The sequence below is a fragment of the Arthrobacter sp. TmtSoilC77 genome (assembly GCF_059739415.1).
Genome location: NZ_AP046050.1, coordinates 2037204 through 2050057 on the forward strand (window position 1 = coordinate 2037204; position 12854 = coordinate 2050057).

The following is a 12854-nucleotide window of genomic DNA, read 5'->3' on the forward strand; positions in this document are numbered from 1 at the left end:
CTTCAATACCGCCGAGGCTGCGGCTATGGATGTGGCCCTTGCAGCTGCCTTGGGCGGGCCGCGTGGAGCCAACCCGTTGGTGGGCGCCGTTGTGCTCAGCCCCGGAGGAGAACAGCTCGCCGTTGGCTACCATCGGGGAGCCGGCACAGCCCACGCCGAGGCAGATGCCATTCTTGAGGCACGCCGTCAGGGCGTGGATCTTGCAGGAACCACCATGGTGGTCACCCTGGAGCCCTGCAACCACGTGGGCCGCACCGGTCCCTGCGCACAGGCCATCATTGAGGCAGGGATCTCCAAGGTGATTTACGCCGTCGATGATCCCCACGATCCCGCCGCGGGCGGTGCCCGCACGCTGCAAGCCGCGGGAGTCGACGTCGAATCCGGCCTCGGCGCCGACAAGGCCTTTGACCTCAATCGGGAATGGTTCGACGCCGTCGCAACCCAACGTCCGTTCGTCACCTTGCACATCGCCCAGACGCTGGACAGCCGTATCGCCGCTGTGGACGGTACCAGCCAATGGATCTCCAGTCCTGAGTCCCTCGCGGACAACCACGGATTGCGGGGCCTCATCGATGCGATCCTGGTGGGCACTGGCACGGTACTTATCGACAACCCACGTCTGACGGCCCGGGCATCCGACGGCAGCCTCGCGCAGCGCCAGCCACTCCGCGCCGTCATGGGTTTGCGGGACGTTCCCGAAGACGCTGCAGTACGCGGAACCGATGGCCGTTTCGTGCACCTGCAGACCAGGGATCCGGCGGAAGCGCTCAGCCAACTGTTCCATCAAGGTGTCAGGCACCTCATGGTGGAAGGCGGTTCCAGCATCCTCAGTACGTTCCTTGCTGCTGGATTGGTGGACGAACTGATCGTCTATCTTGCTCCAACCCTTTTGGGATCCGGAACGCCTGCGCTGAACGACCTCGGCATCACCACGCTGGCCGATGCCCAACACTGGGCCTGGGACGATGCCGGTGGCGGGGCGGTACAGACCCTCGGCAACGACCTTCGGCTGCATCTGCGGTCAATGAGATCAGCGGTCGCTACAGCAGCGGCCAGCACAACCAAGAATTCCATTCCGCGCAGTGAAGCTGCGGAATACGTCACAGGAGGACACTGATGTTTACCGGAATCGTTGCCGAACAGGGCACCGTCCTGGGTATTGACCGCGACGGCGATGCCAGCGCGACGTTGCGGCTGAAAGCCCCGACCAGCACCGAGGGCCTGGCCCTGGGAGGTTCCATCGCAGTCAACGGAGTCTGCCTCACCGCAACCCGGATTGACGGGCAGGATTTCAGCGTCGACGTCATGGGGGAGACCCTGGTCCGCACCACCATCGGCGAGTTGGCCGCGGGCGACACCGTGAACCTCGAGCGCTGCGTCCCTGCTGGCGGGCGTCTGGACGGCCATGTGGTCCAAGGACATGTTGACGGCGTGGGTGAGCTGCTGGAACGGGAGCCGCTGGGCAACTGGGATCGTTTGCGGTTTGGCGTCCCCGGGCCGCTGGCACGGTACATTGCCGAGAAAGGTTCGATCGCCGTCGACGGTGTTTCACTGACTGTAACGGCAGTGAGCGCGGCTGCTGAAGCGGCTCCGTGGTTCGAGGTAGGGCTCATTCCTACGACCTTGGAGGAGACAGGCCTGGGGGCCAAGCCGGTTGGCGCACGGGTAAACCTGGAAGTGGATGTACTCGCTAAATACACGGAGCGGCTCCTGTCCTTTGCTCCACAGGGCTCCCCGGCGCACCGCGCCAACGCAGAGACGGCCAGCGCGGAAACAGCCAGCGAGTCTGCCGAAAACCAGGAGGTTGCGCGATGAGCACGCCGACCAAGACGGTCTCGACGGCGTCGGGTCGTACAGGCCTGGATCCCGTGGAATCTGCAATCGCGGCGATGGCTGCCGGCCAGGCAGTCATCGTGGTGGACAACGAAGACCGCGAGAACGAAGGCGACATCATTTTCGCTGCCGAACATGCCACGCCCGCCCTCATGGGGTGGACCATCCGGTATTCATCGGGCGTCATTTGCGTTCCGCTTGAAGAGGAACGGGCGGACGCCCTGGCGCTTCCGCCCATGGTGGCAGTCAATGAGGACGCCAAAGGCACCGCCTACACCGTTTCCTGCGATGCGGCGATCGGAGTGAGCACTGGTATTTCGGCCACGGACCGCGCATTGACGGCCCGGATCCTCGCCGACCCGCAGAGCACTCCGGCGGCGATTACACGCCCCGGGCATATTTTCCCGCTGCGGGCGGTTAAGGGGGGAGTGCGTGAACGTCCGGGACACACGGAAGCAGCCGTGGACCTGTGTCGGCTTGCCGGGCTTGCTCCGGTGGGCGTGATCGCTGAGTTGGTACATGACGATGGTGAAATGATGCGCCTTGACAGCTTGCGCGATTTCGCCGCCGAACACGGATGCCCCCTCATCTCAATTGAGGATCTGGTGGCATACGTTGACGCGGTAGAGTCCCAGACGGCACACGTTTCAGTGGCAGACGAGGAGAAGCGATGACCGCACCGACAACGCGCAGCAGCGACGACACCGAGCCCACGCCCCACCCGGTGAGCGGCGGCCCGATTGTCCAGCTGCCCACCGCCTTTGGTGACTTTGTAGCCCAGGCCTGGACGGACCACGTTACGGGTGTGGAACACCTTGCCGTGAGTTCCCCCAACGCGCCCAAGGATGGCCAGGCGCCACTGGTGCGCCTGCATTCCGAATGCCTCACCGGTGACGTCTTCGGATCTTATCGTTGCGATTGCGGCGAGCAATTGGCGTTTGCCCTGGAGCTCATCCACGCTGAAGGTGGGACGCTGCTGTACTTGCGGGGCCAGGAAGGGCGAGGCATTGGCCTGGCCAACAAGATCAAGGCCTACGCTCTGCAGGAAGCCGGTTTCGATACCGTCGAAGCCAACGAACAGCTGGGATTGCCCGTAGACGCGCGCTCTTACAGTGCCGCGGGTCAGATCCTGGCCGAGATGGGCCTGCATGAAGTCCGCTTGCTCAGCAACAATCCGGACAAGCAAAACCGCCTGGCCCAGGCTGGCGTCTCGGTGGTGGAAATGGTTCCCACCGAGGTCCCTTCGCGTGAACAGAACGTTCGCTATTTGCAGACCAAGAAAGACCGGATGGATCACCGTCTGACGCTCGAAACCGAGCCCGTCGGCAACGGAAAGACCCCGTCCCGAAGCCCCTTTGACAACGAACAAGACTGAACGGAATTCCATCAAACAATGAGCGGACACGGCGCCCCCACTATCGACCTCACCACCCTCAAGCCCGAGGAAACCTCGCAGCTCAAGCTCGCCATTGTGGCAGCCAGCTGGCATACCCAGATCATGGATGGACTGGTTGATGGTGCCCTCCGCGCGGCGAAGGAAGCCGGCATCGCCGAGCCCACCCTGCTGCGCGTCCCCGGCAGCTTCGAACTCCCGGTTGCCGCGGCCCGGCTCGCACCGCACTTCGACGCCGTCGTGGCCCTCGGTGTTGTTATCCGCGGCGGTACGCCGCACTTCGAGTACGTTTGCCAGGCCGCGACGTCGGGACTCACCGATGTCAGCGTCCGCACCGGCGTTCCGGTCGGGTTCGGCGTCCTGACCTGCGATACGGAACAGCAGGGCTTGGACCGGGCGGGCCTCCCGGGCTCCAATGAAGACAAGGGACACGAGGCAGTGACCGCGGCCCTTGCCACGGCGGTGACGCTGAAGCAGTACAGCTGACACTGGTCAGCAGGCGTTGAAGGGGATGTGGGTGTGTCTTCACTCACATCCCCTTCGTCATGCAACGCCCCAACAAGCGGTGCCAGCCCCTAAGCAAGTAGTCTGTAGGGCGTGAAGAATTTCGAGACGCTGTTCGCAGAACTGAGTGAGAAAGCAGCGACCCGCCCGGCAGGCTCGCGCACGGTTGCCGAACTGGACTCCGGAATCCACGGCATCGGTAAGAAAGTGGTCGAAGAGGCCGCCGAAGTGTGGATGGCCGCCGAGTACGAATCCGATGAAGCTGCTGCCGAGGAAATCTCCCAGTTGCTGTACCACCTGCAGGTCCTCATGCTCGCCAAGGGCCTCAGCCTGGGAGACGTTTACAAGCATCTCTAGCCACGCCACTCCGTCTTCAATAGGCGGAGCCAGCTGCGTGGCCGAAGTGCCTGAAAACCTCCATTCCAAACAGAAAGTCTCCCCATGCTCCGTGTAGCAGTCCCCAACAAGGGATCCCTGTCAGAAGCCGCCTCTGCAATGTTGTCCGAGGCCGGCTACCGCCAGCGCCGCGACACCCGCGAATTGGTCATGGTTGATCCCGACAATGACATTGAGTTCTTCTTCCTGCGCCCCCGCGACATTGCGGTGTATGTGGGCCAGGGAACCCTGGACGTCGGAATCACCGGACGCGACCTCCTGCTGGACGCGAAGGTGGAAGCCGAAGAACTCCTTCCCTTGGGCTTTGCCCCTTCTACTTTCCGTTTCGCCGGCCCCGTAGGTGACTTCACCGGCGTCGAGCAGCTCGAAGGCAAGCGCCTCGCTACCAGTTACGACGGGCTCCTGCGCGACTATCTGGCGGATCGCGGCGTGAACGCCAAGGTGGTCCGACTGGACGGGGCCGTCGAATCATCGGTGCGGCTCGGCGTCGCGGACGCCATTGCCGACGTGGTCGAGACGGGCAACACCCTCAAGGCAGCCGGAATGGAAATCTTCGGTGATCCCATTCTTAAGTCCGAGGCCGTGCTGATCAGGCGCACAGGTCCCGGTGGTGCCGCGAATGGCACCGCCAAGGAAATCGACGTCCTCATCCGCCGTCTGCAGGGCGTCCTTGTGGCGCGGCAGTACGTGTTGATGGACTACGACATCCGCAAGGATCTGGTGGAGGATGCTGCCGCACTCACCCCTGGCCTTGAATCACCCACCGTTTCCCCGTTGCGGGATTCGGAATGGGTGGCCGTGCGTTCGATGGTCCCCAAGAAGGAAACCAACCGCATCATGGACGAGCTGTACGATCTGGGCGCCCGCGCCATCCTGGTCAGCAGCATCCACGCCTGCCGTATCTGATCCAGCATCACCATCGAGCAGAGCAGAATTCTAGGAGTAAGCACATGGCTGTAGCCGTACGCGTCATTCCCTGCCTGGACGTCGATGCCGGCCGCGTGGTCAAAGGCGTCAACTTCGAGGGCTTGCGGGACGCCGGAGATCCGGTGGAACTGGCGCACCGTTATGACAATGGCGGTGCGGATGAACTGACGTTCCTGGATGTCACCGCATCATCGGGCAACCGCGAAACCACGTTCGATGTCGTTCGCCGCACGGCCGAGGAAGTCTTCATTCCGCTGACCGTGGGTGGCGGCGTCCGTGGCGTGGCCGAAGTCGATAAGCTCCTGCGCTTCGGCGCTGACAAGGCATCGATCAACACCGCGGCTGTGGCCCGGCCTGAGGTCATCGATGAAATCACGCGCCACTTCGGCTCCCAGGTCCTGGTGCTCTCCGTGGATGCGCGCCGGACCCGCGAAGGCGACGCCCCGACGTCGTCCGGTTTTGAAGTCACCACCCACGGTGGCAGGACCGGAACGGGAATCGACGCCATCGCCTGGGCCAAGGAAGCCGCGGACCGGGGCGTGGGAGAAATCCTGCTGAACTCGATCGACGCTGACGGCACCAAGGACGGATTCGACCTTGAACTGATCCGTCTTGTCCGTGGGGCAGTCAACATACCGATCATCGCCTCCGGTGGTGCCGGGAAGCCCGCGCATTTCCCTCCAGCCGTGCAAGCCGGAGCCGATGCGGTGCTGGCAGCTTCGGTGTTCCACTTCGGTCCGGATGACGTGATCGCCCAAGTCAAAGCAGCAATTCGCGAGGCTGGCTTCGAAGTCAGGTAGCTCCATCGCCAAAGCAACGCGGGGTCACTTCCGGCCCATCTCCGCAAGGATGATGGGCCCTAAGTGACCCCGCGTTGCTTGTCTTAAAGGCCGATGTCTGCGGTTTGTAGAAGCGCGACGGCGTCCGGCTGGCCTTCGAAGGTGACGAGGGCCTGGCTAGTGCGGCCGTGGGCATGCATCAGCAGTTCCCCGGGTTCGCCAACAATCGCAACCGACACCGGTGCGCGTTTGGCAACGTGCCGGGGGCCCGAGGGCCGCACCAGAACGATGCCGAGGTCCACGCCGCGGTAAAGGAAAGCCGCCCGCTTGATCAGTTCATCCCACAAGGCATCCGAGTACGCTTCGTCGAGGGCCCTGGGCGCCCAGCGGTCACTTGCGCGGCGGATGTCTTCGGTGTGGACGAAATATTCGATGAGATTCGACGTTTCGTCCAGCGCCTTGATCTTCAGAGGGGAAAGGGCCGGCGGTCCTGCACGGAACGTCTTGACGAGTTCCGCGTAGTCGTCGGTGGTCTTGAGCTTGGCGGCAAGTTTGGCCGTCGCTTTGTCCGAAGCCTTGCCGAGGCTGGGGATCAGGAGCCCAATGCCCACGGCCGCTTTGCGCTCCCGCAGGTAGAGGTGCGCCGCAAGATCCCGGGTGAGCCACCCTTGGCAGAGCGTGGGGGAGTCAGGTCCGGCCGCCAGCAGGGTTTCGGCCAGTACTTCTCGGGAAGGATCGACGAAATGCATCACTTGTGAAACTAGCACGATCAGGGCAAGGTTGCGCAGTGGAACCGCCGCAGAATACGGCTCCCATCAAAGGCACTAGACTTGATCTGATGTCAGAGCAGTCCGCCCCCAGTCCAACTCCTGCCGTGGAGCTCTCCAGCGACCCCGCGGACACCCTGCCGCAGGAGATCGCCAGCGCCCTTAAGCGCGATTCCGCAGGCCTTGTAGCCGCCATCATCCAGCAGCACGATACCCATGAGGTCCTCATGCTGGGCTGGATGGATGACGAGGCACTTCGCCGCACCATGACCACGGGACGCGTGACCTTCTACTCGCGCTCCCGCCAGGAATACTGGCGCAAGGGCGACACTTCCGGGCACGTACAGTTCGTGAAGTCAGTCGCCCTTGACTGCGACGGCGATGCCCTCCTGGTCCGCGTTGACCAGATCGGCGCAGCCTGCCACACCGGTACCCGGACCTGCTTCGACGGGCGCGACTTTTCGGTTGTAACGGGCCACCGCGATTAAGGCATCCCCTAGTTTCCCTGACGCACCACCTAAGACCAAAGGCGGAGAACAATAGCCATGCAGGACCTTGGAATCATCAGCCCGGGCCTGGAAGAGTTCCGCGAACTCGCCGTCCACAGCCGTGTCATCCCTGTCCGACTCAAAGTCCTGGCCGACGCCGAGACCCCCATCGGCCTGTACCGTAAGCTCGCCAAGGGCCAGCCCGGTACTTTCCTCCTGGAGTCGGCAGCCGTTGGCGGGGCCTGGTCCCGCTATTCCTTCATTGGTGCCAAGTCCCGCGCCACCCTGACCACCAAGGATGGCCAGGCACACTGGATCGGTGAGCCACCGGTCGGCGTGCCCGTGGCAGGCAACCCGGTGGAGGCAGTCCGTGACACCATCGCCGCCCTGCAAACTGATCGTTTTGAAGGGCTGCCGCCCTTTACGTCAGGGCTCGTTGGGTTCCTGGGCTGGGAAGCCGTGCGCCATTGGGAGAAGCTGACGGCACCGCCGGAGGACGACCTGCAGCTGCCTGAGATGGCCCTGAACCTGGTCACCGACATGGCAGTGCACGACAACGTGGATGGCACTGTCCTGCTGATCGCCAACGCGATCAACTTCGACAACAGTTCCGAGCGTGTGGACGACGCCTGGCACGACGCCGTGGCGCGGGTTAAAGCGCTGCTGGACCAGGTCAGCACGCCTGTCGCCCAGCCGGTTTCGGTGCTGGAGCCGGCCGCACTGGATTTTGCGTCGAGCGTGCAGGAACGCTGGGACGAGGCCAAGTACCTGGAAGCCATCGATCGCGGCAAGGAGGCGATCGTCGATGGCGAGGTCTTCCAGGTCGTCATTTCGCGTCGCTTCGAAATGGAGTGCAAGGCCGACCCCCTGGACGTTTACCGCGTACTGCGCAACACCAACCCGAGCCCCTACATGTACATCTTCAGCCTTGAGGATGCTGACGGCCGCGAGTACTCGATCGTAGGTTCCTCACCGGAGGCATTGGTGACGGTAACCGGCGGCGAAGTCATTACGCACCCCATCGCCGGATCGCGTCCGCGTGGCAAGACTGTTGAAGCTGACAAAGCCCTGGCCACGGAACTGCTGGCCGACCAGAAGGAGCGCGCCGAGCACCTTATGCTGGTTGACCTTTCACGCAACGACCTCTCCAAGGTGTGCGTGGCCGGCACGGTTGACGTCACCCAGTTCATGGAGGTGGAGCGGTTCAGCCACATCATGCACCTGGTGTCCACCGTGGTGGGAGAGTTGGCTCCCCAAGCCAAGGCCTACGACGTCCTCAAGGCAACTTTCCCCGCGGGCACGCTGTCCGGAGCCCCGAAGCCGCGGGCGTTGCGCCTCCTGGACGAACTTGAACCGCACCGCCGTGGTATCTACGGTGGCGTGGTGGGCTACCTGGACTTCGCCGGTGACATGGACATGGCGATTGCCATCCGTTCTGCGTTGCTGCGGGAAGGCCGTGCCTACGTGCAGGCCGGCGGCGGGATCGTTGCCGATTCCCACAAGCCATCGGAAGCCCTTGAAACCGTGAACAAGGCCGCTGCGCCGCTTCGGGCCGTGCACACGGCCGGTTCTTTGCAGAACATTTCCGCCGAGACAGTGCGGGACGCAGGAATCGTCGACGGCGGGACGCCCGCCTCATGACCGCTGAAGCACCGGGACCCGCGGCGACCACACCGCCGCGTTGGGCACGGAAGTCAACGCTTGTTCTTGCAACGGCACTCCTGGCACTGGCTGTCTTTGGAACCACCACGCAGACCTGGATCGAGGTCCGGCTTGATCCCACGGCTGCCTCCAACAGCGACCTTCACGTCCAGGGCAGCAAGGCAGCCACGGCCGTTACCGCCCTGGCCCTGGTAGCGCTTGCCGGTGGGTTGGCGGCTTCCATCGCAGGGCGGGTCGCCCGCTGGATCATCGCGGCCCTCCTTGCCCTGTCCGCTGCCGGGATAATCCTGGCAGCCGCTACGGTCCTGTCCGATCCTCTCGGCGCTGCCCAGGGTTCCATCGCTGCGGCAACGGGCATTTCGGGAGGTCAGGCGAGCGTGGCCACAACGGTCTTCCCCGTCCTGGCTATCGTGGCCGGTGCCCTGCTTGCCGTCTGTGCAGTGGTCTTGCCGCTGGCAGGACGGCATTGGAAAACCCGGACCAAGTACGACGCCGCTGCCGTCAAGGAACGCGGTAGCGGACCCGTGGACGAGATCGACAGCTGGGACAGTCTTTCCCGCGGCGAAGACCCAACGTAGGCGGTCCAGCAATCTTTCGGGCCGGTCTGGCGCAACATAAGCGCCGGCGCTGGTCCTGACGTCGGACGATGTCCCGGCCGCCGTCAATAAATGGCAGAATGTAAGCAGTATTCATCCTGAGGAGATTCCACATGAGCAAAACCACAGTGTCCGCAAACCAAGCTACCTCCACCATGGCCAGCCACGCTGATGCCATCGGCCACGGTAACAGCCCGGCTGCCTGGACCTGCGTGATTGTGATGCTGGTCGGCGCCCTGATTTCCTCCATTGCTTTCGTCATCGCCAGCACCCCGATCTTCATCGGTGGTGTTGTGGTCATGGTGGCCGGCCTCATCGTAGGTTGGGCCATGCGCAAGGCCGGCTACGGAGTGGGTGGCAGCAAGCTGCAGAACAACGGCCACTAATCGTGACCGTTCTTGACGACATCATCGTCGGCGTCAAGGAGGACATGGAGGCCCGCCGCCGGCTTGTGTCCCTCGTTGAGCTGAAGGACCGCGTTGCAGCCGCGGCACCCGCGCGTGACGCCTGGGCTGCGCTGGGTGGTCCCTCCTCGAATCGTGACGATCTCAAGGTCATCGCTGAAATCAAGCGTCGAAGCCCGTCCAAAGGCGACCTTGCACCCATTGATGACCCCGCCTCGCTTGCGGTGCAGTACGAAGATGGCGGAGCTTCGGTCATCAGCGTCCTTACCGAAAAGCGACGTTTTGGTGGATCGCTGGCGGATCTCGATGCCGTACGTGCCGCCGTCGATATTCCCTTGCTGCGCAAGGACTTCACGGTGGACGAGTACCAGATCTGGGAAGCCCGCGCCCATGGTGCGGACCTCATTCTGCTGATCGTTGCGGCCTTGTCTGATTCGGAGCTGGCTGACTTCAGCGCCCTCAGCCATGAGCTTGGCATGAACGTGCTGGTGGAAACGCATACCGAAGAGGAAATTGAGCGTGCCGTCGCTGCGCAGGCCAAAATCATCGGTATCAACGTCCGCAACCTGAAGACGCTCGGCGTCGACCGCTCAGTTTTCGGTTCACTGGCCGGTTTGATTCCGGCTGAGGCAGTGATTGTGGCGGAGTCCGGCGTACGGACGGCCGAGGACGTCACACACTATGCCGCTAGTGGCGCCAACGCCATTTTGGTGGGGGAGGCGCTGGTCAGCGACTCAACCCCGCGCGAACGCATCACCGAATTCAAGGCAGCTGGAGCTGCCGCCATCGCCGTCAGGAACTGAGGCAGTACCTGAAGCAAGGCGACAGCCATGAGGCAGCCCGGGCTTGTGCCTGCGGCTGCCTTGTGGCACGTGGAACTACCCGAAGAACTAACTGGAACAGGACGGTGAGACTGATGGTGGACGCGCCAACAGCCAGCTCGGAAGAGAATGCGGCCGACGCATTCCTGCAAGGTGGCCATTCGCTGCGCAACGCAAGCGGGCCGTACTTCGGCAACTACGGTGGCCGTTGGATGCCCGAGTCACTTATCGCCGCACTCGACGAAGTCCAGGACACGTTCGAGAAAGCGAAAGCCGATCCCGATTTCCTCGCGGAGTTGAAGGACCTCAACAAGAACTACTCCGGGCGTCCCTCGCTGCTGACAGAGGCCAAGCGCTTCTCCCGGCACGCCGGTGGAGCCAGGATTTTCCTCAAGCGTGAAGACCTCAACCACACCGGTTCCCACAAGATCAACAACGTCCTGGGGCAAGCCCTCCTGGCCAAGCGCATGGGCAAGACCCGGGTCATTGCTGAAACCGGCGCAGGCCAGCACGGCGTTGCCAGCGCCACGGCAGCCGCCCTCCTTGGCCTGGAGTGCGTTGTCTACATGGGTGCCGAGGACTGCCGCCGCCAGGCTTTGAACGTTGCCCGCATGCAACTGCTCGGCGCCACTGTGGTTCCCGTGACCAACGGTTCGCAGACCCTCAAGGACGCCATCAACGACGCCCTGCGGGATTGGGTTTCCAACGTGGAGACCACCCACTACCTGCTGGGTACCGCTGCCGGAGCCCACCCGTTCCCTGCCATGGTCCGCTTCTTCCACGAAGTGATTGGCGAGGAAGCCCGCGCCCAGATCCTGGATCAGACCGGCAAGCTGCCCGACGCCGTCTGTGCCTGCATTGGTGGTGGCTCCAACGCCATCGGCCTGTTCCACAGCTTCCTTGACGACGCTTCCGTGAAGATCTACGGCTTTGAAGCCGGTGGCGATGGCGTTGAGACGGGGCGTCACGCCGCAGCAATCTCCCTGGGACGTCCCGGTGTGCTCCATGGTGCACGTTCGTACCTGATGCAGGACGAAGACGGCCAGACCATCGAATCCCACTCGATCTCTGCCGGACTTGACTACCCCAGCGTGGGACCCGAGCACTCGTACCTGGCGGACATCGGACGCGTGACGTACGAGCCCATCACGGACACCGAAGCCATGGATGCCTTCAGCCTCCTGTGCCGGACGGAGGGCATCATCCCGGCTATCGAGTCTGCGCACGCGCTTGCCGGTGCCATTAAAGTGGGCGAGCGCCTCACCGAGGGTAAAGAGGACCCGTCCGAGATCTCCGTGATCGTGAACCTGTCCGGACGCGGGGATAAGGACGTCGAAACAGCAGCCGCGTGGTTCAACATGCTGGACGAAGAAGGCCACGTCAAGGGCACCACGCTTTCTACCCGCAAGCCCAAGGGTCCTGCAGAGCGCACCTCCGAAGCAGCCGTGGACGTAAACGAGGACCAGAACTGATGACTGAACAATTCGCCAGCAAATCCGCTGCCGCCATCGACCGCGCCAAGGCCGAGGGCCGGGCTGCCCTTGTCGGATACCTTCCGGCAGGCTACCCCACGGTCCAGGACAGCATCGATGCAGGCATTGCCCTGGCACGGAACGGTGCGGACCTCATTGAGATCGGCATTCCCTACTCCGATCCCGTGATGGATGGGCCTGTAATCCAGGCTGCTACCACGGAAGCGATCAACAACGGTTTCCGCGTCGCCAATGTCTTCGACGTCGTTGCAGGGATCACAGCCGCAACTGACGTCGCCGTGTTGGTCATGACCTACTGGAACCCGGTCATGCGCATGGGCGTGGATGAATTCTCCCGCCGCCTGGCTGAATCCGGTGGAGCCGGCCTTATTACTCCGGACCTTATTCCGGATGAGGCCAGTGAGTGGTTCGAGGCTTCGGACAAGTACGGACTGGACAGGGTCTTCCTGGTGGCCCCGTCATCCACGCCTGAACGCTTGGACATGACTGTCAAGGCCAGCCGCGGCTTCGTGTATGCCGTCTCCATTATGGGCGTGACCGGTACGCGCCAGTCTGTCAGCAGCACAGCCGAAGACGTCGTGGCGCGTGCCCACGCTGCAGGTGCAGAACGGGTTTGCGTTGGCCTCGGTGTTTCCAACCCGGACCATGTCCGCGAGATAGCTGAGTACGCGGACGGCGTGATCGTCGGCACCGCTCTCGTGGCGGCCCTCCGCGACGGCGGCGTTGACGCCGTCGGCCAACTCACGAAGAACCTCAGCGCCGGCTTGGGCCGCGCAGCTGCAGACGCCTAG

16 protein-coding genes are annotated in these 12854 nt (G+C 63.2%); 15 read left to right on the forward strand and 1 reads right to left on the reverse strand.

Features of this window, described 5'->3' with window-relative positions; translation table 11 throughout:
• The first annotated feature begins 25 nt into the window (after nucleotides 1-25).
• From ribD to hisF, 8 genes are all read left to right on the forward strand, one after another.
• The gene (ribD, locus tag AC6I99_RS09385; protein ID WP_224090953.1) at nucleotides 26-1117 is read left to right on the forward strand and encodes a bifunctional diaminohydroxyphosphoribosylaminopyrimidine deaminase/5-amino-6-(5-phosphoribosylamino)uracil reductase RibD; all 1092 of its coding nucleotides are present in this window, start codon (nucleotides 26-28) and stop codon (nucleotides 1115-1117) included.
• Nucleotides 1117-1815, forward strand: a complete 699-nt coding sequence (locus AC6I99_RS09390) for a riboflavin synthase (protein WP_224089665.1) — start codon at nucleotides 1117-1119, stop codon at nucleotides 1813-1815. Before ribD ends, AC6I99_RS09390 begins: the two co-directional genes overlap by 1 nt.
• Nucleotides 1812-2507, forward strand: coding sequence for a 3,4-dihydroxy-2-butanone-4-phosphate synthase (ribB, locus tag AC6I99_RS09395; RefSeq protein WP_497960841.1), 696 nt, complete (start codon nucleotides 1812-1814; stop codon nucleotides 2505-2507). The genes AC6I99_RS09390 and ribB overlap by 4 nt, the downstream gene beginning before the upstream one ends.
• Nucleotides 2504-3208: a GTP cyclohydrolase II gene (gene ribA / locus AC6I99_RS09400; protein ID WP_224167125.1), complete on the forward strand. Its 705-nt coding sequence runs from the start codon at nucleotides 2504-2506 to the stop codon at nucleotides 3206-3208. Before ribB ends, ribA begins: the two co-directional genes overlap by 4 nt.
• An 18-nt stretch (nucleotides 3209-3226) precedes the next feature.
• Nucleotides 3227-3712 (forward strand): 6,7-dimethyl-8-ribityllumazine synthase, encoded by a 486-nt coding sequence (ribH, locus tag AC6I99_RS09405; protein WP_223948696.1) that lies wholly within the window; start codon nucleotides 3227-3229, stop codon nucleotides 3710-3712.
• Nucleotides 3713-3823: 111 nt separating this feature from the next.
• Complete coding sequence (locus AC6I99_RS09410; protein ID WP_497960843.1) at nucleotides 3824-4087, forward strand: phosphoribosyl-ATP diphosphatase; 264 nt, start codon at nucleotides 3824-3826, stop codon at nucleotides 4085-4087.
• Nucleotides 4088-4171: 84 nt separating this feature from the next.
• Complete coding sequence (gene hisG / locus AC6I99_RS09415; protein ID WP_224089667.1) at nucleotides 4172-5032, forward strand: ATP phosphoribosyltransferase; 861 nt, start codon at nucleotides 4172-4174, stop codon at nucleotides 5030-5032.
• Nucleotides 5033-5076: 44 nt separating this feature from the next.
• Entirely contained in the window at nucleotides 5077-5853 is a 777-nt protein-coding gene (hisF, locus tag AC6I99_RS09420) for an imidazole glycerol phosphate synthase subunit HisF (protein ID WP_497960845.1), read from the forward strand.
• Nucleotides 5854-5936: 83 nt separating this feature from the next.
• Here hisF and AC6I99_RS09425 read toward each other — a convergent pair whose 3' ends face one another.
• Nucleotides 5937-6581, reverse strand: coding sequence for a TIGR03085 family metal-binding protein (locus AC6I99_RS09425; RefSeq protein WP_224090954.1), 645 nt, complete (start codon nucleotides 6579-6581; stop codon nucleotides 5937-5939).
• An 89-nt stretch (nucleotides 6582-6670) separates the two neighbouring features.
• Here AC6I99_RS09425 and hisI point away from each other — a divergent pair, with 89 nt between their 5' ends.
• The 7 genes from hisI to trpA all read left to right on the forward strand — a co-directional run bounded on the left by hisI (nucleotide 6671) and on the right by trpA (nucleotide 12854).
• Entirely contained in the window at nucleotides 6671-7087 is a 417-nt protein-coding gene (gene hisI / locus AC6I99_RS09430) for a phosphoribosyl-AMP cyclohydrolase (protein ID WP_224089670.1), read from the forward strand.
• Nucleotides 7088-7144: 57 nt separating this feature from the next.
• Entirely contained in the window at nucleotides 7145-8728 is a 1584-nt protein-coding gene (locus AC6I99_RS09435; protein ID WP_497960847.1) for an anthranilate synthase component I, read from the forward strand.
• Nucleotides 8725-9327 carry a Trp biosynthesis-associated membrane protein gene (locus tag AC6I99_RS09440; RefSeq protein WP_497960848.1) on the forward strand — a complete coding sequence of 201 codons (603 nt, stop codon included), beginning with the start codon at nucleotides 8725-8727 and terminating at the stop codon, nucleotides 9325-9327. The genes AC6I99_RS09435 and AC6I99_RS09440 overlap by 4 nt, the downstream gene beginning before the upstream one ends.
• A 131-nt stretch (nucleotides 9328-9458) precedes the next feature.
• Nucleotides 9459-9731, forward strand: a complete 273-nt coding sequence (locus AC6I99_RS09445) for an HGxxPAAW family protein (protein WP_216923214.1) — start codon at nucleotides 9459-9461, stop codon at nucleotides 9729-9731.
• A gap of 2 nt (nucleotides 9732-9733) precedes the next feature.
• Complete coding sequence (gene trpC / locus AC6I99_RS09450; RefSeq protein ID WP_497945336.1) at nucleotides 9734-10552, forward strand: indole-3-glycerol phosphate synthase TrpC; 819 nt, start codon at nucleotides 9734-9736, stop codon at nucleotides 10550-10552.
• A gap of 113 nt (nucleotides 10553-10665) precedes the next feature.
• Entirely contained in the window at nucleotides 10666-12042 is a 1377-nt protein-coding gene (gene trpB / locus AC6I99_RS09455; RefSeq protein ID WP_497960850.1) for a tryptophan synthase subunit beta, read from the forward strand.
• Entirely contained in the window at nucleotides 12042-12854 is an 813-nt protein-coding gene (trpA, locus tag AC6I99_RS09460) for a tryptophan synthase subunit alpha (protein ID WP_497960851.1), read from the forward strand. The genes trpB and trpA overlap by 1 nt, the downstream gene beginning before the upstream one ends.